We start from the raw sequence: 22,817 nt of genomic DNA, 5'->3' as shown, positions 1-22,817 counted from the left end.
CTCAGCGCAGCGGCGTCGAGCGAGCCGTCGCCGCCAGAAGCAGCCCGCAGTAGACCACCGACAGTGCGACGCACACGACCAGCGGCGTGTTCCATCCGCCCGAGACGTCGTGCAGCCATCCGATGAACGGGCCGCCGGCGGCGCCGAGCGCATATCCACCGCCCTGCACGAACGCCGACATGCCCGCCGCTTCGCGGTCGGACCGCGAGACGCCGATGAGCGCCGTGAAGACGACGACGAAGCCTCCCGCGTGGCCGACCGCGCCGATCATGAGCCACAGCCACAGCATCTCGGGCGCGAAGACGAGTCCCACCGTGAGAATGAGCCAGGACGCGCAGATCGTCAGGGCGGGCACGTAGCGCGGCGCGTAGCGGGCCAGCAGCGGCACGATGAAGGCGCCCGCGATGCCGGCTCCCTGGTAGAGCGACGACAGCGCGCCGGCCGCCGACGCACCGAGGCCCAGCTCATCGGCCGTGAGCGCCGGGAGCCACGTCGTCAACCCGTAGTAGATGAGGCATTGCGCACCGAACGCGCCCACGAGCAGCCACGCGATGGGCCGCCGCAGGATGCCTTGTTCGTCCCGGCGGCTCCCCACGACAGGCAGCGGGCCGGTGATCGTCTCGGCCAGTTCCACTGTGCGCTGCTCTTCCGCCGAGCGCGGCGGGCCCCGATGCGCCGCCGGTTCGCCCGACAGACGGTCCTCTGCCCCTGCGTGCCATTGCCGACGCGCGTGAACGGTCCACAGCGCCAGCCCGCCGAGCGTGAGACCCGACCACATCAGCAGCGCCCAGGACCAGCCCACGAGGTCAGCCAGCGGCACCGTGAACAGCGCCGTCACGAGCGAGCCGACGTTCGTCGCCGCCGCGTACGCCGCGGTGACCGTCGCGACCCGTTCGGGCGGAACGTCGCGCCGGATGATCACGGGGATGACGATGTTGCCGATCGTGATCGAGGCTCCGATCACGACCATGCCCGCGAGCATCCACCCGAACCCCGGGATGGCGCGCACGAAGGTGCCGACGAGCACACCCGCGAGCGACGTGAAGAGGGCGATCTCGGCGCCCGTGCGCCGGATGATGATCGCCGCGACCGGGGTGAGCACGGCGAACATCAGCACGGGCAGCGACGTGAGCAGCCCGGCCGCGACGGACCCGACGCCGTAGTCGTGCTCGATCTCGCGCAGCACGGGGGTCGGCGCGATGATGGGTCCGCGAAGGCTCAGCGCGGCGACGAGCACACCGGCCACGACAAGCCAGGGGATGCCCCGCCGCGCGCCTCCGGCAACGGGGAACGAGCTCATCCGGCGAGCCTATCCCCGGTCACCGGCGACGCTGCGTCCACGCGCGCAGACGCTCGAGCGGCCAGGTCGTCACGATCCGCTCCGGGGGCACGCCGGCTCGCTCTGCCCTCTCGGCGCCGTAGTCGAGCAGGGACAGCTGGCCGGGCGCGTGAGCATCCGAGTCGATCGAGAACAGGCAGCCTTCGTCGAGCGCGACCGCGATCAGCTCGTCGGGCGGGTCCTGGCGTTCCGGGCGCGAGTTGATCTCGACGGCGACACCGCGCTCGGCGCATGCGGCGAACACGGCGCGCGCGTCGAGATCCGATGGCGGCCGCGTGCCCCGCGACCCTTCGACCAGGCGACCCGTGACATGGCCGAGCACGTCGACCCGCGGATTCGACACGGCCGCGACGATGCGCCGCGTCATCGGGCGGCGCTGCATCCGCAGCTTCGAGTGCACGGATGCCACGACGATGTCGAGTTCGTCGAGCAGGCCTGGTTCCTGGTCGAGGGCACCGTCGTCGAGGATGTCGACCTCGATACCCGACAGCAGCGTGAAGCCGTTGTCGCTCAATCCCGCGACGATCTCGAGCTGCGCGCGCAGCCGCTCGGGCGACAGGCCGTTCGCGACGCGAAGCCGTGGCGAGTGGTCGGTCAGTGCGAGGTACTCGTGCCCCAATCGGCGGGCCGCATCGACCATCAGGTCGATCGAGGTGAGCCCGTCGGACCAGTCGCTGTGCGCGTGCAGGTCGCCGCGCAGGAGCGCACGCAGCGCCGAGGAGCGCTCGATGCCCGCGCGCTCACGGAGCTCGACGAGGTACTCGGGCACCTCGCCGGCGAGAGCCTGCCGGATGACCGCGAACGTGGATTCCCCGATGCCTTTTCGTCGCCGCAAGGATGCGGCATCCCGCAGCTCGTCCTCGGTGAGCGGCGCGATGGTGTCGGCTGCCGCGCGGAAGGCTTTGGATTTGTAGCGCGACGACCGCTCGCGCTCGAGGAGCGTCGCGATCTCGGCGAGGGCGTCGTGTGGCCTCACGCCCTCACGCTCCGGCGGCGAACCTCGAGGTCTTGACGACGACAGGAGCCGCGGCTATTCGGTTGAGAGCCCAGCCGAACAGGATCGACAGCACGCCCATCCCCATCGCGAACGCCGCGACGCCGAACGAGACGACCGAGGTGAACAGCGAGGCACGCAGGAACGAGGCGTTCATCATCGTCGCGCGCACGGGGTCGTCCTGCGGCAGTTCGGCATACGTCTTGCCGCCCGAGGCCTCCAGGGCGTGGTGCTGGATGATGTCGGCCTGCACATAGGCCGTCAACGGCCCCTGCACGATCTGTCCCTGGAATGCCGCCGCATCGTCGGGGATCGTGATGTTCTCGGCACGGAGCTGCGACGACACCATGATCCACACGATGACACCGACGACGATGAGGACGATGCCGCCCACGATCCCGAGCGTGCCCACCACCTTCACTGCACCGAGGTTCCGGGCGGGGGCTTCGACTGCTGCTGGTGCATCGCTCATTGCGTTCTCCTCAGGTCGTTGCTGCCGCTTTCACGCTAGCCCCGGTCAGCCCCCCTGCGGAAGAGCACTCGCGCCCGCGGCCAACGCGCGTGTCGCCTCGATCCACTGGTCGAGCTTCGTCTGCGCGGCGCCGCTGTCGATCGCCGCGGCCGCCTCGTCGCGGGCCTCAGCGAGGCGCTCGAGCATGGACCGCTGCACCTGGGCGGGATCGCGGAAGAGCCGGTACGAGACGATTCCCGCCGCCGCATTCAGCAGGACGATGTCACGGACCGCACCCGTCTCACCGCCGATGACGCGGCGCACGACCGCGGCGTTGTGCGCGGGATCGCCCCCGAGCAGATCGCCGATCTCGGCAAGGGGGATGTCCAGGTCGCGCGGGTCGACGTCGTGCTCGTGAATGTCGCCGCGGCTGACCTCCCACAACCGGCTGTGGCCGGTCGTGGTCAGCTCATCCAGTCCGTCGTCGCCGCGGAAGACGAGTGCCGTCGCGCCGCGCGTGCGGAAGACGCCGGTGATGAGCGGCACCCGGTCCAGCTGCGCGACGCCCACCGCGTTGGCCTCGGCACGCGCGGGGTTGCACAGGGGGCCCAAGAAGTTGAAGACCGTCGGCACACCGAGTTCGGCACGCGTCGTTCCCGCGTGCCGGAAGCCGGGGTGAAACGCCGAGGCGTACACGAACGCGATGCCGGCACGCGCCAGCGTCTGCGCGACGGCGTCGGGGTTGAGGGTGATCTCGATCCCCAGCGCACCCAGCACGTCGGAGGAGCCCGACGACGAGCTCGCGGCACGATTGCCGTGCTTGACCACGGGAACACCGGATGCCGCGGCGACGATCGCTGCCATCGTCGAGACGTTCACCGTGCCGAAACGGTCGCCGCCCGTGCCCACGATGTCCAGAACGCCAGGGTCGACCGGGAGCGGCAGCGCGGCCTCGAGGATCGCGTCGCGGAAGCCCACGATCTCGTCGACCGTCTCGCCCTTGGCTCGCAGCGCGAGCAGGAAGCCGGCGATCTGCGACGGCGTCGCCTCGCCGTTCATGATGCGTCGCATCGCCCACGTCGATTCCGACACGCTGAGGTCACGTCGCTCGAGAAGCGAGGTCAGAATGCCGGGCCACGCGTACAGATCCACCATGGGAAAAGAGCCTACCCACCGCGCCAGCCGCATGACTGCGCGGCGTCCGGTCGCGTCCTCATTCACTTCACAGCGCGCTCTCGGCGTTCTCTTAGGCGCCCCTAAGTCCGCACTCGGGTGGCGATAACCACCTGAGTGGGAAAATCTCGGCGCAGTTTCAGCAATAATGGGGAGCGTGACGACCACCCCAGCTACGTACTCTCAGGCGATGAGGTCCGTTAAGCGACCCGATCCGGTCGCCGTCGGCACCATCGTGTGGCTCGGCAGCGAGGTGATGTTCTTCGCGGGCCTTTTCGCGATCTACTTCACCCTTCGCAGCACTTCGCCCGAATTGTGGGCCGAACGCTCCGATCTGCTGAACATCCCCTACGCGACCGTGAACACGATCATCCTCGTGCTCTCATCGGTCACGTGCCAGATGGGGGTGTTCGCTGCCGAGCGGTTCCAGCCTTACTCGAACAAGAAGCGCGGCTGGCTCGGCTGGGGCATGGTCGAGTGGTTCTGGCTGACCTTCATCCTGGGCGCGATCTTCGTGTCAGGTCAGGTGTGGGAGTACGCGCAGCTCGTGTACGAAGGCATGCCGATCGCCTCCGACGCCTACGCTTCGGCCTTCTACCTCACGACGGGCTTCCACGCCCTGCACGTGACGGGAGGACTCATCGCATTCCTCCTCGTCATCGGACGCGCCTACGCCGTCAAGAACTTCGGGCGCAAGGAGATGACCACCTCGATCGTCGTGTCGTACTACTGGCACTTCGTCGACGTCGTCTGGATCGCCCTGTTCCTCGTCATCTACTTCCTGAAATAGAGCGGAGCTGAATCCCCCATGGCACGAGACAAGACGCGCCGCTCGAACGGTCGTCGCAGCCCCTTGGCTGCGGCCGCAGTCGTCGGAATCGGACTGCTGCTGACCGGTGGCCTGTATGCGGGTGCATCTGCGGCGATGGCCGCGACCGATGACACGCAGACCACGACCGTCCTGACCGTCGACGACGGCAAGAAGCTGTTCGACGCCAACTGCGCGACCTGCCACGGCCTCGACGTGCAGGGCACGTCCGACGGACCGTCGCTGTACGGCGTCGGCGAGCTCGCCGTGCACTTCCAGATGAGCACCGGTCGCATGCCGCTGCAGATGCAGGGGCCGCAGGCTCCGCAGAAGCCCGTGCAGTTCACCGATGCCCAGATCGAAGCGATCGGCTCCTACATCCAGTCCATCGCACCGGGACCTGGCTTCCCGAGCGACCGGGTGCTCGACGGCGAGGGCAACCTGTCCGAGGGCGGCGATCTGTTCCGCATCAACTGCGCCATGTGCCACAACGTCGCGGGCGCCGGCGGCGCCCTCACCGAGGGCAAGTACGCACCTGCTCTGCACGGGACCTCGGCGCTCAACATGTATGCGGCGATGGTCACCGGCCCGCAGGCGATGCCGGTCTTCAACGACATGACGCTTACGGCCGAAGAGAAGCGCGACGTCATCTCGTACCTGCTGTATCTGCAGCAGAGCGAGTCGGTCGGCGGCTTCACGCTCGGTTCACTCGGTCCCGTCTCAGAGGGACTCTTCATCTGGATCTTCGGGATCGGCGGCCTCATCGCCATAACCGTGTGGATCACGGCGAAGTCCAACTGATCGACCAGACGACGACATTCAGGCACTAACGAGGAGCAGCATGGCACACGAGGACGACCCGCTCGAGCTGGAGAGGGCTTCTTGGCAGCCCTCCCCCGGGCTCGCCGTCGCGGTCACCGATCCGGTGCGCAACCCGGGGCTCCCGCCGCATCGCGCGCGGGTGACCGACAAGGATCCCGCCGCGATGAAGCGTGCGGTACGGACGGTGTACACGCTCTTCTACATCTCGGTCGCCGCGAGCATCTGGGCGGTCGCGGCGTACATGATCTTCCCGATCGAGAGTGGCCGGTTCATTGATATCCGGCACAACAACCTCTTCATCGGTCTGGGCATCGCGCTTGCACTCCTGGCGATCGGCATCGCGGCGATCCACTGGTCCAAGGCGATCATGTCCGACAAGGAGTTCACCGAGCCTCGTCACGCCACGCGTGGACGCGACGAGACGCGCGAAGCGGCCATTCAGGTCTTCGCCGACGCGAACGAGGAGTCCGGTTTCGGTCGCCGCACGATGATCCGCAACTCGCTGATCGCAGCGGTCGTCGCCTCGGTGGCACCGGGAATCGTGCTGTTCCGCGGTCTCGCGCCGCACAGCTCCGAAGAGCACCCCTTCGCGGGCGACCCGGTTCACCTGCTCGAGCACACCATGTGGAAAAAGGGCATGCGTCTTGCGCACGACCCCTCGGGTGAACCCATCCGCGCCTCGGACCTGACACTCGGTTCTGCCGTGCACGTCATCCCCGAACCGCTCGCTGATCTCTCTCACCACGACGGCTACCTCGAAGAGAAGGCAAAGGCCATCGTGCTGCTGATGCGTCTGCTCCCCGAGCAGCTCATCGAGTCCGAGGAGCGCAAGGACTGGTCGTATGACGGCATCGTCGCGTACTCCAAGGTCTGCACGCACGTCGGATGCCCCGTCGCCCTCTACGAACAGCAGACACACCACCTGCTGTGCCCGTGCCACCAGTCGCAGTTCGACGTGACGGATGAGGCCAAGGTCATCTTCGGCCCCGCCGCCCGCGCACTGCCTCAGCTGCCGATCATGGTCGACGACGAGGGCTACCTCGTCGCACGCAGCGACTTCACCGAACCCGTCGGCCCGAGCTTCTGGGAGCGTCATTGAGCACCGCAACCGTCACCGAGAAGACCCAAGAGCGCGATAAGCCGCTCGGGGGCCGCTTCGTCGGCGCCACGGCGAACTATCTCGACGAGCGCACGAGCATTTCGGGCATCGTCAAAGAGCTGGGCCGCAAGGTCTTCCCCGACCACTGGTCGTTCATGCTCGGCGAGATCGCGCTGTGGAGCTTCGTCGTCGTGCTCCTCTCGGGCACATTCCTGACCTTCTTCTTCGATGCGTCGATGTCGCCGGTTCACTACCACGGCGCTTACCTGCCGATGCGAGGCCTCGAGATGTCGGCGGCCATGGCCTCGACGCTCGAGATCTCGTTCGACATCCGCGGCGGCCTGCTCGTTCGCCAGATGCACCACTGGGCGGCTCTCGTCTTCGTGGCCGGCATCGGCGTGCACATGCTGCGCGTCTTCTTCACGGGTGCGTTCCGCAAGCCCCGTGAGCTGAACTGGGTCATCGGCTTCGTGCTGTTCGTCCTGGCGATGGGCGAAGGCTTCACCGGCTACTCGCTCCCTGACGACGTGCTCTCGGGCAACGGCCTGCGCATCATCGACGGCATGATCAAGGGCATCCCGCTGATCGGCACGTGGACCTCGTTCCTGCTCTTCGGCGGCGAGTTCCCCGGCACCGAGATCGTCGGACGCCTGTACGCGCTGCACATCCTTCTGCTGCCGGCGATCCTCGTGGCGCTCCTCGCGCTGCACCTCATGCTCATGATCATCAACAAGCACACGCAGTTCGCCGGCCCCGGCCGCACGAACGACAATGTCGTGGGCTACCCGATGATGCCGGTGTACATGTCGAAGATGGGCGGCTTCTTCTTCGTGGTCTTCGGCTTCATCGTCCTGATCGCCTCGTTGTTCTCGATCAACGCCATCTGGGCGTACGGGCCGTACGACCCGTCCCCCGTCTCGGCGGGAACCCAGCCTGACTGGTACATCGGCTTCGCCGACGGCGCGCTTCGCCTCGTGCCGCCGCATCTGGAGACCGTGTTCCTGGACCGCACGTGGTCGTGGAACATCCTGATCCCGCTCGGCGTGCTCGCCGTGTTCATCCTGCTCGTCGCGATCTACCCGTTCATCGAGTCGTGGGTCACGGGTGACAAGCGCGAGCACCACATCGCGCAGCGTCCCCGTAACGCAGCGACCCGCACGGCCATCGGTGCAGCCGGCGTCACGTTCTACGCCGTGCTCTGGGCGGCGGCCTCGTCCGACATCATTGCGACGCACTTCTGGCTCACGATGGAAGGTGTGATCCACGGTCTGCAGGCCTTGCTGATCCTGGGTCCGATCATCGCCTACTTCGTCACGAAGCGGATCTGCATCGCACTGCAGCGCAAGGATCGCGAGATCGTGCTGCACGGCTACGAGTCCGGACGCATCGTGCGGCTCCCCGGTGGCGAGTACATCGAGGTGCACCAGCCCGTCGACGAGTACGAGCGCTTCAAGCTCGTCGATTTCGAGACGTACGAGCCGCTCGTCGTGCGCCCCAATGCACAGGGCCGCATCCCGTGGCACGAGAACCTGCGTGCGAGCATCTCGCGCTGGTTCTTCGAGGACCGCCTCTCCCCCATGACGCAGACCGAGCTCGATGCAGCCGATGCCCACCAGCATCACGAGCTCGACCACATCGCGGAAGAGGAAGACGCTGAGATCCAGGGTGCGCACGAGCGCGCCGGAGTCCCGGATGCTCCCCACGTGCCGATCGACGACGGACACAACTCCGAGACGGCAAACCGCCCGTCGAACGTGATCATCCCCGACGAAGAGGCCCGCGACAAGTAGCGCCCCGTGTCACTGAAGAAGCCCCGGGCTGCATCACGCAGCCGGGGGCTTCTTCGTTCCTGCACCGGCCTCGCGAGCCGTAGCGGCGCGACCCAGCCTTCTCAATCACGCAAGGGCGAACCGGCGACCACGAAGCGGTCGCCGCCCATCTGTCCCGACAGCAGAGGCATCGCCTCAGCGATAGCCGCGCGCACCGTGTCCAGCGTCAACGACGCCTGATGAGCTTCCGCTGAGGTCCAGAGTTCGGCGACGTACACCGTATCCGGCTCATCGTCGTTGGTGCCGACCTCGTACATCAGGCACCCGGCGCCAGCCAGCTGCCGGTTGCGGCGCGTCAAGATTGCGACCACCTCGTCTCGTTTGCCGGGCTTCACTCCGAGGGTGCCGACATTCGCAAAAGTCATGGCCTCACCATACGAGGAGGTTGCGTCTGACACCGAGCACGACGCAGCCGCGCACCCATCACGCGCTCTGGTCTATGCGCCATCCGTGCTCCCCACCCCTGGCCCACTCACACGCGAGAACGCCCGTCGGCAAACCCGCCTTGGGGTCTGTATCGATGAGCGGCTACGGCAACCACGAGTGCTGCAGATCGACGAGCTCGAGATCACCACTGACGACGTGAGCGAAGCGCCGCGAGCACCCTCGTCATCGCCGCCTGGCCGACGGCCTTGCGCCACAGAAGCAACGACACACAGCGCCGACGATGCCCCCCTCTCGGCAGCCGACGACGGCCCATACGTACCGACCGTGGCACCGTTGCTCTCCGGGCGCGACTCGTATCGCGCGCAGCCGGTGGGTCTTCCAGCGAGCCGGCGTCACGCCGGTCCCGACGTTCCTCGCGGCGGCGCCATACGCCTTACCTGCGGGCGAGTGGCCACGGTGACCCAAGAGGGGTGTCCCTCACCGCAGCGCAACCCACGAGACTGGCACAGACGCCGCAGCACGGGCCTATAAAGCAAAGCGGCCGGCATCCGGACCGAAGTCCAGGATCCCGGCCGCTTGTAAGCCGCGGGCGAAGCTCAGCGGGCGAAGTAACCGCGGTAGTACTCGAAGACCCAGCCGACAATGGCGACGACGAACAGTGCGATGCCGATCGGGAACATCCAGACACCCACCGCGAGTCCGAGGATGGCGACCGCGGCCGAGCCGGCCAGCACGATGGGCCACCAGGACCAGGGGCTGAACTCGCCGACCTCGGGGTCACCGTCATCGATGTCCGACGTCAGGATGTCCTCGGGCAGCTCGCCGCCCTGAGCCTTGTGAACGCGACCGGTGTAGAACCCGATGAGAGCGGTCATGAAGGCGGTGAACAGCAGCGCGATGCTACCGACCCACTCGATCGACAGAGTGACCGTTCCCCACACCGATTCGCTTCCGGTGAAGTTGGTGTCCCAGTGCGTGATCAGGTTCCACGCCGTGTACACGGCGAAGACGAAGACGAAGAAGACGGTGAGGATCCACCAGAGGACCGTATTGGTGCGCATCTACTTGACCTCTCCCTCGGCCGCATCGACAACCGGGGCGTCGGGCGCATCCTTGGCTGGACCGACTCCGACGGGGACGCCGGCCTCGGGGTGGTTCAGATCGAAGGCGGGACGCTCGCTGCGGATCCGCGGGATCGACGTGAAGTTGTGCCGCGGCGGCGGGCAGGAGGTTGCCCACTCGAGCGAAGCGCCGTAACCCCACGGGTCGTTGACCGTGACCTTGGGTGCCTTGCGCGCCGTGATCCACACGTTGAACAGGAACGGGATCATCGAGGCTCCGAGGAGCATCGCACCGACCGTCGAGACCTGGTTCTGCCATGTCCAGCCGTCAGCTGCCGAGTAGTCGGCATAGCGGCGGACCATGCCATCGACACCCAGCCAGTGCTGGACGAGGAACGTCATGTGGAAGCCGATGAACAGCAGCCAGAAGTGCACCATGCCGAGTCGCTCGTTGAGCATGCGACCGGTCCACTTGGGCCACCAGAAGTAGAACCCGGCGAACATCGCGAAGACCACGGTGCCGAAGACGACGTAGTGGAAGTGGGCGACGACGAAGTACGAGTCGGAGAGGTGGAAGTCCAGCGGCGGCGAGGCGAGGATCACACCGGTCAGGCCACCGAAGACGAACGAGATGAGGAACCCGAGCGAGAACACCATCGGTGTTTCGAACGTCACCGACCCTCGCCACATCGTTCCGATCCAGTTGAAGATCTTCACGCCCGTCGGCACGGCGATCAGCATCGTCATGAGCGCGAAGAAGGGCAGGAGCACGGCTCCCGTGACGTACATGTGGTGCGCCCAGACCGCGATCGAAAGCGCAGCGATGGCGATCGTGGCGTAGACGAGCGTCTTGTACCCGAAGATCGGCTTACGGCTGAAGACCGGCAGGATCTCGGAGATGATGCCGAAGAACGGCAGTGCGATGATGTACACCTCTGGGTGTCCGAAGAACCAGAACAGGTGCTGCCAGAGCAGGACGCCGCCGTTCTGCGGATCGAAGATGTGAGCGCCGAGAACACGGTCGGCCGCGGCGGCGAGGATAGCCGCAGCGAGAACCGGGAACGCCATCAGGATCAGGATGCTGGTGACCAGCGTGTTCCACGAGAAGATCGGCATGCGCCACATCGTCATGCCGGGAGCGCGCATGGTGATGATCGTGGTGATGAAGTTCACGGCACCGAGGATCGTGCCGAACCCGCTCATGCCGAGTCCGAGCATCCACAGGTTTCCGCCGACGCCTGGTGAGAACGTCGTGCTTGCCAGTGGCTGATAGGCGAACCATCCGAAGGATGCCGCACCCTGAGGCGTGAGGAAGCCGGCGACGGCGATGAGCGAACCGAACGAGAAGAGCCAGAAGGCGAAAGCGTTCAGACGCGGGAAGGCGACGTCGGGGGCACCGATCTGCAGCGGCAGGATCGCGTTCGCGAAGCCCGCGAACAGCGGCGTCGCGAACATCAGCAGCATGATCGTGCCGTGCATCGTGAACAGCTGGTTGTACTGCTCCTTCGTCGGGACGATCTGCATGCCCGGTTCGAAGAGCTCGGCGCGGATGATGAGCGCCATGACGCCGCCCAGCATGAAGAAGATCACCGAGGCGATCAGGTACATGTAGCCGATCGTCTTGTGGTCGGTGGAGGTGATCCACTTGACGATGATGTTGCCCTTCTGCTCTACGCGAGATGCGCTGAGCAGAGCGGCCTGGCGAGGAGGCAGGGTCGTCGGACGCCCCTGCGTCGGTTCATTGAGGGGAAGTGTCGTCGCCATGGTCAGTCTTGTCCCTCCGGTGCGATCCCGCCGGTGCCCGGAAGGTTCTGGAGTCGGTTGTATTCGTCGTTGATGTCACCGGTCTGACCGGCGGCCTCCAGCGAGTCGAGGTAGTCCTCGTACTCGGCCTCGCTGACGACCTTGACGTTGAAGAGCATCATCGAGTGGTATTCGCCGCAGAGCTCGGCGCACTTGCCCGCGTACTCGCCCTCGCGGGTCGGGGTGAACGACCACAGGTTGTCGCGGCCGATGTACATGTCCTTCTTGTACAGGAAGTCGATGATCCAGAAGGAGTGGATGACATCGCGCGACTGCAGGTTGATGGTGACGGACTTGTCGACCGGCAGGTAGAGCGTCGGCAGATCGTTGATGATGTTGCCGGCTTCGTCGGTCTGCGCCTGTACGCCCATCGACCAGACGGTGTCGTCCTCGGTGTCGCCGTTGTACTGGAAGTCCCAGGCCCACTGCTTGCCGATCGCCGTGATCGAGATGTCGGGGTCCTCGTCGTAGTCCTCGAGGATCGCCTGGTCACGCGCGGTGAAGGCGAAGAAGCCGAGCACGAGGATGACCGGGACGATCGTGTAGAAGATCTCGATCGGCATGTTGTAGCGAAGCTGCACGGGCAGAGCGGTCTGTCCGCGGCGACGCCGGTAGACGATGGCGGCCCAGAGCGTCAGCCCCCACGTGATGACACCGACGGCGAGCAGCACGATCCAGGAGTTGACCCAGAGACCGGACACCATCTCGGTGTGGTTGGTTGCAGCGGGACCGTCCTCGACGAAGCCCGGCAGATATCCGTTGAGCTCCGTCGGGGTGCATCCAGCCAAGACGGCGGCCGTTGCGATCCCAACGGGGAGGAGGGCCCAGCGGAGGCGGCGTTTCGAGGGCACGGTGCACCTTTCCAAGTCGCGAATGTGACTTCCGCCAGTCTAGAGCAACCGCTCAGGCACTTCAGGCCATCTGTCCAGCTTGCGGCGTTCGATCTGGGTCCGGAAACGACGAAACCCGGCGCGTCGTGACGCACCGGGTTTCGTGAAAATGCCGTTCGATCAGTGGAAGCTGTCTCCGCAGGCGCAGCTGCCGCCAGCGTTGGGGTTGTCGATCGTGAATCCCTGCTCCGAGATCGTGTCTTTGAAGTCGATCGTGGCGCCGTCGAGATACGGGACGCTCATCTCGTCGACGATGACCTCGACGCCCTCGAACTCGACGGCCTGATCGCCCTCGAGGAAGCGCTCATCGAAGTAGAGCTGGTAGATCAGGCCGCTGCAGCCGCCCGGCTGAACCGCGACCCGCAGACGCAGATCGTCGCGCCCCTCCTGGTCTAGCAGGCTCTTGACCTTGAGCGCGGCCGCATCGGTGATGGACACGTTGTGCGCGCGGGCTTCCTGGTCTGTAGACAGGGCGGTGTCGGTCATGTGATCCTCCGAGATCGGTGCAGCCGGATGCCACGATTCTACGCCGCGCGGGCGATAACGGCTCCGCGCGCGGCGTTTCGGCTCAGTTCTGGCGCGCGTCGAGTTTCGCGAGCAGAAGGGCTTCGGACACGAGCGCGTTGCGGAATGTCTCGAGGTGCAGCGACTCGTTGGGGCTGTGCGCCCGCGCGTGCGGATCCTCGACACCCGTCACGAGGATCTGGGCGCCCGGGAACTCGCGCATCAGGTCGGAGATGAACGGGATCGAGCCGCCGATACCGAGATCGACCGATGGCACGCCGTAGCCCTCGCTGAGCGCTTCACGCGCCGTCGCCACGCCCCATCCGGACGAGTCCACGAGGAACCCGTCGCCGAAATCGACGTCGCGGAACGTCAACTGCGCACCGAACGGGGCGTGCGCGCGCAGGTGCGCTTCGATCGCCTCGTACGCATCGCGGGCGGACTGGCCGGGGGCGACGCGGGCGCTCACGACGACCGACACCTCGGGCGTGAGCGTGTTCGACGCGTTGACGACGCTCGGCGCGTCGATCCCGGTCACGGTGATCGACGGCTTGTTCCAGATGCGGCTCAAGATCGTGCCGTCGCCGATGGGGCTGACGCCGGCGGGCAGCCCGGCCTCGGCCCGCAGGGTCTCTTCGGTGTACTCCGGCGTGGCTGCATCCCGGGCCTGCAGACCCTCGACGGCGACGGAGCCGTTCTGGTCCCACAGCGTCGCGAGCAGCGTAACCGTGGCCATCATGGCGTCGGGCACGGCACCGCCGAACATGCCGGAGTGCGACGCGTGCTCGAGCGTGCGCACCGACATCGTGAAGCGCGCGTTGCCGCGCAGCGACACCGTGAGTGCCGGGGTCTTGTCATCCCAGTTGCCCGAGTCGGCGACCACGATGACATCGGCGCGAAGTGCGTCGGCGTTGTCGGAGAGGAACTGCGCGAACGAGCGCGATCCCGCCTCTTCCTCGCCCTCGATGAAAAGTGCCACCCCGAGGTCGAAATCCGTTCCCAGGACCTCTGTGAGTGCGCGCAGCGCGCCGATGTGAACCATGACGCCGGCCTTGTCGTCGGCGGCGCCGCGACCGTAGAGGCGTCCGTCGCGCACTGTGGGCTCGAACGGCGCCGACTCCCACAAAGTCTCATCTCCGACCGGCTGCACGTCATGGTGCGCGTAGAGCAGAATCGTCGGTCGGCCGTTGCGCGCGGGGCGCGTGGCCAGCACGGCGGGCATCCCCCGCTCGGAGGTCCCCGGGATCTGCGCGTCGCGAATCTCGACCCGGTCGAAGATGCCGAGGTCTTCGGCGAGGGACGCCACCGTTTCCGCGCTGCGACGCACTTCAGCAGGGTCGAAACCGGGAAAAGCGATCGAGGGAATGCGCACGAGAGTGCCGAGATCGGCAAGTGCCGACGGGATGCCGGCGCTCGCGGCATCCGCGACGGCGTTCTGGCGGGAGAGCTCTGAGGTCATGCGGGTAATCTTAACCGGCACCCGTTCCCGCCGAACCGAGGATCCATCGTGGCCAAGACCCCCGCAGCCTCCGCGTCCAGTGACGCGCCGTCCGAGGGCACCGTGCTCAACGGCACCCCCACAGGGAAGGGTCGCCCCACCCCGACGCGCGCTGAGCGCGAAGCAGCCCGCAAGCGCCCGCTCGTGCCCGACACGAAAGAAGCGAAGGCTCGCGCGAAAGCCGACATGGCCTCACAGCGCGAGAAGGCGCGCGCCGGCATGGCCGCCGGCGACGATCGTTATCTGACTCCGCGAGACAAGGGTCCGCAGCGCCGGTGGGTACGCGACTTCGTCGACGCCGGGTGGCACCTGGGTGAGGCCGTCATGCCCGCCATGGTGCTCGTCATCGTCGCGACGTTCATCCCCGTCGCCGGAATCCAGTACTACTCGTTCATCGCCCTGTGGGTCTTCATCCTCTTCGTCATCGGCGACATGATCATCACGTCGATCCGCGTGAAGAAGGCCGCGGCGGCGAAATGGGGCGACCGCATGGAGAAGGGCCTCGGCTGGTACGCCGCGATGCGCACCATCCAGATGCGGTTCCTGCGTCTGCCCAAGCCTCAGGTCAAGCGCGGCGGGCGCCCCGTCTGAGTCCCTTGTTGATCTGGCGCGCCCACAACGGACCGCGGTAGAGAAACGCCGTATAGCCCTGCACGAGGGTCGCACCGGCGTCGAGTCGCTCCTGCACGTCGGCGGCCGTCTCGACTCCCCCGACCGAGATGACGCAGAACTGCGCCGGAACGACGGCGCGCACGATGCGCAGCACGTCCAGTGACCGTGCTTTCAGCGGCGCGCCGGACAGGCCACCCGCGCCCGCGGCCTCGACGACGGCGGCCGGCGTGCGCAGCCCCTCGCGCGAGATCGTGGTGTTGGTCGCGATGATCCCCGCAAGGTCGGCGTCCACGGCGAGGCGCGCGATCGCCTCGACCTCGTCATCGGACAGGTCGGGCGCGATCTTGACGAGCAGCGGCGTGGAGCCTGCGGCGGCCCGCACGGCGTCGAGCAGCGGACGCAGCGTTTCGACCGCCTGCATGCTGCGCAGCCCCGGCGTGTTCGGTGAGGAGACGTTGACGACGAGGTAATCGGCCAGCGGGGCGAGCAGCGTCGCGCTGCGGACATAGTCGGCGGTCGCGTCGGCGACGTCGACCACGCGGCTCTTTCCGATGTTGACCCCGACGACGGGTCGCCGCCGGCGTCGCCGCAGCTTCTCGAGCCGGACCGACGCGGCCGCGGCGCCCCCGTTGTTGAAGCCCATACGGTTGATCACCGCGCGGTCGGGAACCAGCCGGAACAGCCGCGGACGAGGATTTCCCGGCTGCGGGATCGCTGTGACGGTGCCCACCTCGACGTGGCCGAAGCCGAGCGCCCACAGCCCGCGTGCACCGATGACGTCTTTGTCGAAGCCCGCCGCGACGCCGAACGGCGAATCGAAGCGCAGCCCGAGCGCTTCGGTGGCGAGCTCATCGTGCGGCCGGGTGACGGCACGCGGAGCCCAGGCGAGCACAGGATGCCCCAGCACCCGGATCACCCTCATCGCGAGGTGGTGGGCCGATTCGGGGTCGAAGCGCGACAGGACGGTGCGAAAGAAAAACGGATACATCAGGGTTCAGGCTATCGGGCGGCGCGCGGTCACTCGTCGACGGCGGCGGCCTGCGGCTGCCGGTCGGCACGCAACCGGTCGATCGCCGATTCGAAATCCTCGAGCGACTCGAACGCCTGATAGACGCTCGCGAACCGCAGGTAGGCCACCTCGTCGAGTTCGCGCAGGGGTCCGAGGATCGCCAGCCCGATCTCATTGGCGTCGAGCTGCGACGATCCGGTCTGACGGATCGACTCCTCGACCTTCTGCGCAAGCATCGCCAGATCCGCATCGGTGACGGGCCGACCCTGACATGCCTTGCGCACGCCGGACACGACCTTCTCGCGGCTGAATGGCTCGACGACTCCGGATCGCTTGATGACGCTCAGGCTCGCCGTCTCGACGGTCGTGAAGCGGCCGCCGCACTCGGGGCACTGGCGACGTCGGCGGATGCTGAGCCCGTCATCGCTCGTGCGCGAATCGATGACGCGCGAATCGGAGTGGCGGCAGAACGGGCAGTGCATGTCGGGCCCCAGCCTACGCGTCGAACCGCACGTCGACGGCTTCTCCGTGCGCGGGCAGGTGCTCGGCTTGGGCAAGAGTCACGATCGCCTCGCGCACGCCCGCCAGGGCATCCCGGTCGTACTCGATGACCTGCTGGGGGCGAAGGAACGTCGCCGCAGACAGGCCGGCGGCGTAACGCGCCTGGCCCCCGGTCGGCAGCACGTGGTTGGAACCGGCGAGGTAGTCACCGAGACTCACGGGCGAGTGGGGACCGACGAATACGGCGCCGGCGTGCACGAACTCTTCGGGGCGGGGATCGGCGAGGTGCAGTTCGAGGTGCTCCGGCGCGTACGCGTTGCTGAACGCCGTCGCCGCCGCGAGATCGTCGACGAGCACGATGGCCGACTGCGGCCCGGCCAGCGCCGTCGCGACGCGGTCGGCGTGCCGAGTGCGGGGAGCGCGCTCTTCGAGGTCGGCCAGCACCTCGGCAGCGAGAGTCGGTGAGTGCGTCACGAGCACGGCCGAGGCCTGCTCGTCGTGCTCGGCCTGGCTGATGAGATCGGCCGAGACGAGCCGTGGGTCGGCCGTCTCGTCGGCGACGATGAGGATCTCGGTTGCCCCCGCCTCGGAGTCGGTCCCCACACGTCCGGCAACGGCGCGCTTGGCGGCAGCGACGAAGTTGTTGCCCGGCCCCGTCACGACGTCGACGGGGCCGAGTCCGAGGGACGCGACACCATGTGCGAAGGCCGCGATGGCGCCCGCGCCACCCATTGCGTAGACCTCGTCGACCCCCAGCAGGCGGGCTGCGGCGAGGATGACGGGGTGCACGCGTCCGTCGGCGTCCCGCTGCGGAGGCGAGGCGAGGGCGATGCGCTGGACACCCGCGACCTGCGCCGGCACGACGTTCATGACGACGCTCGACGGGTACACCGCCTTGCCGCCGGGCACGTATAACCCGACGCGCCGAACCGGCTGCCAGCGCTGGGCGACACGGGCGCCCGGTGCGAGCTCGGTGACGACGGGCGCCGGAACCTGCGCGACCGATGCCGTGCGCACGCGTTCGATCGCCTCTTCCAGGGCCGCGCGCACCGCCGGGTCGACGGCGGCGAGGGCCTCGTCGAGATGATCGGCGGGCACCCGGATGGCGTGACCGGTAACGCCGTCGAAACGCTCGGCCTGCTCACGCAGCGCGTCTTCGCCGCGCGCGGCGACGTCGGCGACGATCTGCGCGGCGGCCGAAAGCGCCTCATCGCGGGCCGCCACAGCGCGCGGAACGGCGGAGAGGAGCTCGGCGGGTGAAAGCGAGCGTCCGCGAAGGTCGATCGTGCGAAGCATCCGTCTACGCTAGCGCGGCTGCGGGCATCAGCCGCGCGTCACGCCCGTGACGTCGTGCAGGTGCCCGACGCGGCCGTCCTCGTGGCGCACGATGAAGCGGTCGCCGTGATCCTCGATGACGAGTGCCCATGCGGTCGGTCCGATGCGGAACAGCGGCACGCCGTTCTCGTCGACGACGTCGCGCTCTTCGGGCACGAGGGCCCAGAAGGCCTGGTAGCGCACGGGTGCGGCTTCGGCGACATCTGCCTGGGCGGCGGGTTCGTGGGCCTCGCTCGCGTGATCGGATTCCCAGACGACGTCAGCGTCGGCGGGCTCGGTGCCGTAGGCCGGCTCGTCGATCGGACCGGCCTCGTAGGCGTTGCCCTCGGCGACCGGTGCGTACGGGCTGGGCGCCGAGTCCTCTCCGGCGAACGCGTGCGGAGCCGGCTCCGGCTTGGGCCGGGCCGGACGCGGCGAGACGGCACGGACGGGCCGTGCGTTGCGGTGCGCGGGGACCTCACGCCGACCCTGGAAGTCTTCGGAGAACGGTGGGACGAGCGGAGCGAACACCGTCAGCAGCACGCCACCGAGCATGAGGAACAGCTCGACCCAGATCACCCACGAGCGGAACCATGCGCCGCCCGCGAGCGAGAATGCGATGGTCTCCCAGACGAGCTGCAGCCAGATGATCGCCGACACCGAGAAGGCGACCGAGGCGAACTGGTCGATGCCGAGAGAGCCGAAGCGACGGATGCCCTCGGGCGAAAGCCGCCGCAGCACCAGCAGGAAGACGGCGATCGTCGGCAGGCCGATCGTGAGCACCCAGCCCAGACCCGTGGTCCATACCGTGCCGAAGCCGAACAGGAGGCTCTCGCGAGGGCCCCCGATGATCGCGGCGACGGGGAAGAACGACACGACGAACGCCGCGAGCCAGATCCCCGTGAGCGCGACCTCGCGGATGGTGAACGGTCCGACCCCGTACTGGGGTCGCTCATCCGCGACCGCGGGTTCGTTGACCGTCTTGTCGGTCTCGTCGACCGTGATGTCCGTCTCGACGACGTTGATCTCGTCCTGGTGGTCGGTCACGATGGTCCTTCCGGTTCCGAGCAAGGGGTCCCCTGATCCTACCGGCGCATCACCCGAGGCACTGGGGTCCGAGCAGTCCTTTGAGTTCGCCGAACAGGTCGGCGGTCACGGTGACGGTCAGCGGAACCTCGAACACTTTGGCGGTGCCGCCCTTGTGCAGCTTGAGGGTCACCTCGGTGTCGCCGCGATGACGTCCGAGCACCCCAGCGAGGTCGCCGATGGTGCCTTCGGTAGCGCGATGCTCAGGCATCGTCAGGGTGAGTGGGCCCGCAGCATCCATCGTGCCGAGATCCGGCGAGAAGACGGCCTGCGCGTGCAGATTCATTCCGTCGTCGCGGCGGGACACCCGGCCGCGCACGACGAGGATCGAATCGGCCTGCAGCATCGACGAGAACTCGGTGTAGGTCTTGCCCATGAACATGACGGTGATCTCACCGTTGAAGTCCTCGACGGTGATCATGCCGTAGGGATTGCCGCTCTGCTTCGCGACGCGATGCTGCACGCTCGTCACGAGCCCCGCGATCGTGACCTGGTCGCCGTCGTCGAGCACCTCGCTCGCGAGCAGATCGTGGATGCTGATGGACGCGTGCTTCGCGAGCGGTATCTCGAGGCCCGCGAGCGGGTGGTCGGAGACATACAGGCCGAGCATCTCGCGTTCGAACGCGAGCTTGTCCTTCTTTGTCCACTCGGGGCGATCGGGCACCTTCGCGGCCTTCTGCGGCTCGTCGTCGCCCCACAGCGAATCGAAGTCGAACCCGACCTCGCCGTTGGCCTCGCGACGCTTGTCGAGCACCGCCGCCTCGGCAGCGTCCTCATGGATCTCCATCAGCGCGCGCCGGGTGTCGCCGAGCGAATCGAACGCGCCCGCCTTGATGAGCGACTCGACGGTGCGCTTGTTCGCGACGTGCACGGGCACCTTCGCGAGGAAGTCGTGGAACGACGTGAACGGCTCTTCTCGGGCCGCGACGATCGCGTCGACGACGTTCGTGCCGACGTTGCGGACGGCGCCGAGCCCGAAGCGGATGTCTTCGCCGACGGCGGCGAAGTAGCGGATCGACTGACCGACGTCGGGCGGGAGCACCTTGATGCCCATCCGGCGGCACTCGTTGAGGTAGATCGCGAGCTTGTCCTTCGCGTCACCGACGCTCGTGAGCAGGGCAGCCATGTACTCGGCCGGATAGTGCGCCTTGAGGTACGCCGTCCAATACGAGACCAGTCCGTACGCGGCCGAGTGTGCCTTGTTGAAGGCGTAATCCGAGAACGGCAGCAGGATCTCCCACAGCTTCTGGATCGCCGGATCCGTATAGCCGTTGGCGTGCATGCCGGCCTGGAAGCCCTCGAACTGCTTGTCGAGCTCGGACTTCTTCTTCTTGCCCATCGCGCGACGCAGGATGTCGGCCTGACCCAGGCTGAACCCGGCGACGCGCTGGGCGATCGCCATCACCTGCTCCTGGTAGATGATGAGGCCGTAGCTCGTGTCGAGGATGTCCGACAGCGAGTCGGTGAACTCCTCGTGGATGGGCGTGATCTCCTGCTGCCCGTTCTTGCGCAGGGCGTAGTTGATATGCGAGTTCGCCCCCATCGGCCCGGGGCGATACAGCGCGATGACGGCCGAGATGTCCTCGAAGTTGTCGGGCTTGAGCAGCCTCAGCAGCGAGCGCATCGGCCCGCCGTCGAGCTGGAACACCCCCAGCGTGTCACCGCGCGAGAGCAGTTCGTACGACGCCGGGTCGTCGAGCGTGAGGTCTTCGAGCACGAGCGGATGACCGCGGTTGGCCTCGATGTTGTCGAGCGCATCGTTGATGATCGTGAGGTTGCGCAGCCCCAGGAAGTCCATCTTGATGAGACCGAGCGATTCGCACGCGGGGTAGTCGAACTGCGTGACGATCTGGCCGTCCTGCTCGCGCTTCATGATCGGGATGATGTCGATCAGCGGCTCGCTGGACATGATGACGCCGGCGGCGTGCACGCCCCACTGACGCTTGAGGTTCTCGAGCCCGACCGCGGTGTCGAACACCGTCTTCGCCTCGGGATCGGTCTCGATCAGAGCACGGAACTCAGAGGCCTCTTTGAACCGCGGATGCTTCGTGTCGAACATGCCCTCGAGCGGCATGTCCTTGCCCATGACGGCGGGGGGCATGGCCTTGGTCAGCTTCTCGCCCATGCTGAACGGGAACCCGAGCACACGCCCGGCGTCTTTCAGCGCCTGCTTCGCCTTGATGGTTCCGTAGGTGACGATCTGGGCGACGCGCTCGTCACCGTACTTCTCGGTGACGTACTGGATGACCTCGCCACGGCGGCGGTCGTCGAAGTCGACGTCGAAGTCGGGCATTGAGACACGGTCGGGGTTGAGGAACCGCTCGAAGATGAGTCCGTGCTGCAGCGGGTCGAGGTCGGTGATGCCCATCGCGTACGCCGCCATCGAGCCGGCGCCCGACCCGCGACCCGGGCCGACGCGAATGCCGTTGCGCTTGGCCCAGTTGATGAAGTCGGCGACGACGAGGAAGTAGCCGGGAAAGCCCATCTGGACGATGACGCCCGTCTCGTACTCGGCCTGCTTGCGCACATCATCGGGGATGCCGGCGGGATACCGGACGTTCAGCCCCTGTTCGACCTCTTTGATGAACCACGACTCTTCGGTCTCGCCGTCAGGCACGGGGAACCGGGGCATGTAGTTCGCCGAGGTGTTGAACTCGACGTCGCACCGTTCGGCGATCAGCAGCGTCGTGTCGCACGCCTCGGGATGCTCGCGGAAGACCTGGCGCATCTCGGCCGCCGTCTTGACGTAGTACCCGTCGCCGTCGAACTTGAACCGCTTCGGATCGTCGAGGGTCGAGCCGGACTGCACGCACAGCAGGGCCGCATGACTCTTTGCATCGTGCTGGTGGGTGTAGTGCAGGTCGTTCGTCGCGACCAGCGGGATGTCGAGGTCTTTCGAGATCTTCAGCAGGTCGCCGATGACGCGCCGCTCGATCGACAGACCGTGGTCCATGATCTCGGTGAAGTAGTTGTCTTTGCCGAAGATGTCTTGGAACTCGGCTGCGGCCGCACGCGCCGCGTCGTACTGGCCGAGCCGCAGACGCGTCTGGATCTCGCCAGAGGGGCACCCTGTCGTGGCGATGAGACCCTTCGAATAGGTCTGCAGCAGTTCGCGGTCCATGCGGGGCTTGAAGTAGTAGCCCTCGAGGCTCGACCGCGACGAGAGCCGGAACAGGTTGTGCATGCCCTCTGTCGTCTCGGACAGCAGCGTCATGTGGGTGTAGGCACCCGAGCCCGACACATCGTCGTCGGACTGCTCGGGAGTGCCCCACCGCACTCGCGAGCGGTCACCGCGGTGCGTCCCGGGTGTGACGTAGGCCTCGATCCCGATGATCGGCTTGATGCCGGCATCCTTCGCCGTCTTGTAGAACTCGAAGGCCGCGAAGGTGTTGCCGTGGTCGGTGACGGCGATCGCCGGCATCTCGAGCCGGGCCGCCTCTTGCACCATTGACCCGATGCGTGCCGCCCCGTCGAGCATCGAGTATTCGCTGTGCACGTGCAGGTGTACGAAGGAGTCGGATGCCACCCATCGAGTCTACGAGCGGGCCCGGACATCGGGGCACGGACCTCGGGTGCGAGCCGGTGCACCCGCCCCGTCTGCCGCGCACCATCGACGCGATTGAGCACGCAGAGCCGC

20 protein-coding genes are annotated in these 22,817 nt (G+C 67.0%); 5 read left to right on the top strand and 15 right to left on the bottom strand.

Annotation, left to right across the window (positions count from 1 at the left end; translation table 11 throughout):
* Position 1 precedes the first annotated feature (1 nt).
* The 4 genes from AC25YV_RS06230 to trpD are packed head-to-tail and all read right to left on the bottom strand — an operon-like array spanning position 2 to position 3,939.
* Positions 2-1,300 carry an MFS transporter gene (locus AC25YV_RS06230; RefSeq protein ID WP_488122974.1) on the bottom strand — a complete coding sequence of 433 codons (1,299 nt, stop codon included), beginning with the start codon at positions 1,298-1,300 and terminating at the stop codon, positions 2-4.
* 19 nt (positions 1,301-1,319) lie between these two features.
* Complete coding sequence (locus AC25YV_RS06225; protein WP_488122973.1) at positions 1,320-2,315, bottom strand: PHP domain-containing protein; 996 nt, start codon at positions 2,313-2,315, stop codon at positions 1,320-1,322.
* 4 nt (positions 2,316-2,319) lie between these two features.
* Positions 2,320-2,805 (bottom strand): aromatic ring-opening dioxygenase LigA, encoded by a 486-nt coding sequence (locus AC25YV_RS06220; RefSeq protein ID WP_488122972.1) that lies wholly within the window; start codon positions 2,803-2,805, stop codon positions 2,320-2,322.
* Between the two features lie 45 nt (positions 2,806-2,850).
* Positions 2,851-3,939, bottom strand: coding sequence for an anthranilate phosphoribosyltransferase (gene trpD / locus AC25YV_RS06215; protein WP_488122971.1), 1,089 nt, complete (start codon positions 3,937-3,939; stop codon positions 2,851-2,853).
* Between the two features lie 166 nt (positions 3,940-4,105).
* Here trpD and ctaE point away from each other — a divergent pair, with 166 nt between their 5' ends.
* From ctaE to qcrB, 4 genes are read left to right on the top strand one after another with little or no spacing between them, the layout of a single operon-like run.
* Positions 4,106-4,747 (top strand): aa3-type cytochrome oxidase subunit III, encoded by a 642-nt coding sequence (gene ctaE, locus AC25YV_RS06210; protein ID WP_488122970.1) that lies wholly within the window; start codon positions 4,106-4,108, stop codon positions 4,745-4,747.
* A gap of 18 nt (positions 4,748-4,765) precedes the next feature.
* Complete coding sequence (gene qcrC, locus AC25YV_RS06205; protein WP_488122969.1) at positions 4,766-5,566, top strand: cytochrome bc1 complex diheme cytochrome c subunit; 801 nt, start codon at positions 4,766-4,768, stop codon at positions 5,564-5,566.
* A gap of 40 nt (positions 5,567-5,606) precedes the next feature.
* Complete coding sequence (qcrA, locus tag AC25YV_RS06200) at positions 5,607-6,686, top strand: cytochrome bc1 complex Rieske iron-sulfur subunit (RefSeq protein WP_488122968.1); 1,080 nt, start codon at positions 5,607-5,609, stop codon at positions 6,684-6,686.
* Complete coding sequence (gene qcrB, locus AC25YV_RS06195) at positions 6,683-8,476, top strand: cytochrome bc1 complex cytochrome b subunit (protein WP_488122967.1); 1,794 nt, start codon at positions 6,683-6,685, stop codon at positions 8,474-8,476. Before qcrA ends, qcrB begins: the two co-directional genes overlap by 4 nt.
* 101 nt (positions 8,477-8,577) lie before the next feature.
* Here the strand turns inward: qcrB and AC25YV_RS06190 are convergent, their stop codons facing one another.
* The 6 genes from AC25YV_RS06190 to AC25YV_RS06165 form a co-directional block, all read right to left on the bottom strand.
* Complete coding sequence (locus tag AC25YV_RS06190) at positions 8,578-8,880, bottom strand: putative quinol monooxygenase (protein ID WP_488122966.1); 303 nt, start codon at positions 8,878-8,880, stop codon at positions 8,578-8,580.
* 618 nt (positions 8,881-9,498) lie between these two features.
* The gene (gene ctaF / locus AC25YV_RS06185) at positions 9,499-9,963 is read right to left on the bottom strand and encodes an aa3-type cytochrome oxidase subunit IV (RefSeq protein ID WP_488122965.1); all 465 of its coding nucleotides are present in this window, start codon (positions 9,961-9,963) and stop codon (positions 9,499-9,501) included.
* Positions 9,964-11,727: an aa3-type cytochrome oxidase subunit I gene (gene ctaD, locus AC25YV_RS06180; RefSeq protein ID WP_488122964.1), complete on the bottom strand. Its 1,764-nt coding sequence runs from the start codon at positions 11,725-11,727 to the stop codon at positions 9,964-9,966.
* Positions 11,728-11,729: 2 nt separating this feature from the next.
* Complete coding sequence (gene ctaC / locus AC25YV_RS06175) at positions 11,730-12,617, bottom strand: aa3-type cytochrome oxidase subunit II (RefSeq protein ID WP_488122963.1); 888 nt, start codon at positions 12,615-12,617, stop codon at positions 11,730-11,732.
* Positions 12,618-12,776: 159 nt separating this feature from the next.
* Positions 12,777-13,142 carry an iron-sulfur cluster insertion protein ErpA gene (gene erpA, locus AC25YV_RS06170; protein WP_488122962.1) on the bottom strand — a complete coding sequence of 122 codons (366 nt, stop codon included), beginning with the start codon at positions 13,140-13,142 and terminating at the stop codon, positions 12,777-12,779.
* Between the two features lie 82 nt (positions 13,143-13,224).
* On the bottom strand, positions 13,225-14,619 hold the full coding sequence (locus AC25YV_RS06165; RefSeq protein ID WP_488122961.1) for a M20/M25/M40 family metallo-hydrolase: 1,395 nt from the start codon (positions 14,617-14,619) through the stop codon (positions 13,225-13,227).
* A gap of 48 nt (positions 14,620-14,667) precedes the next feature.
* On the opposite strand from AC25YV_RS06165, the gene AC25YV_RS06160 reads away from it, so the two are divergent.
* Positions 14,668-15,249 carry a DUF3043 domain-containing protein gene (locus AC25YV_RS06160; RefSeq protein ID WP_488122960.1) on the top strand — a complete coding sequence of 194 codons (582 nt, stop codon included), beginning with the start codon at positions 14,668-14,670 and terminating at the stop codon, positions 15,247-15,249.
* Here AC25YV_RS06160 and AC25YV_RS06155 read toward each other — a convergent pair.
* Genes AC25YV_RS06155 through dnaE form a run of 5 tightly spaced genes read right to left on the bottom strand, consistent with a single transcriptional unit; the run spans position 15,224 to position 22,706 of the window.
* Entirely contained in the window at positions 15,224-16,258 is a 1,035-nt protein-coding gene (locus AC25YV_RS06155) for a quinone-dependent dihydroorotate dehydrogenase (protein ID WP_488122959.1), read from the bottom strand. The genes AC25YV_RS06160 and AC25YV_RS06155 overlap by 26 nt on opposite strands.
* A 29-nt stretch (positions 16,259-16,287) precedes the next feature.
* Entirely contained in the window at positions 16,288-16,761 is a 474-nt protein-coding gene (gene nrdR / locus AC25YV_RS06150; protein WP_488122958.1) for a transcriptional regulator NrdR, read from the bottom strand.
* Positions 16,762-16,774: 13 nt separating this feature from the next.
* Positions 16,775-18,076: a histidinol dehydrogenase gene (gene hisD / locus AC25YV_RS06145; RefSeq protein ID WP_488122957.1), complete on the bottom strand. Its 1,302-nt coding sequence runs from the start codon at positions 18,074-18,076 to the stop codon at positions 16,775-16,777.
* Between the two features lie 27 nt (positions 18,077-18,103).
* Positions 18,104-19,141: a hypothetical protein gene (locus tag AC25YV_RS06140; RefSeq protein WP_488122956.1), complete on the bottom strand. Its 1,038-nt coding sequence runs from the start codon at positions 19,139-19,141 to the stop codon at positions 18,104-18,106.
* A gap of 49 nt (positions 19,142-19,190) precedes the next feature.
* Complete coding sequence (gene dnaE / locus AC25YV_RS06135; RefSeq protein WP_488122955.1) at positions 19,191-22,706, bottom strand: DNA polymerase III subunit alpha; 3,516 nt, start codon at positions 22,704-22,706, stop codon at positions 19,191-19,193.
* Positions 22,707-22,817 lie beyond the last annotated feature (111 nt).

Source organism: Microbacterium sp. Y832 (assembly GCF_057669765.1).
This window is presented reverse-complemented; position numbering and strand designations above follow the sequence as displayed.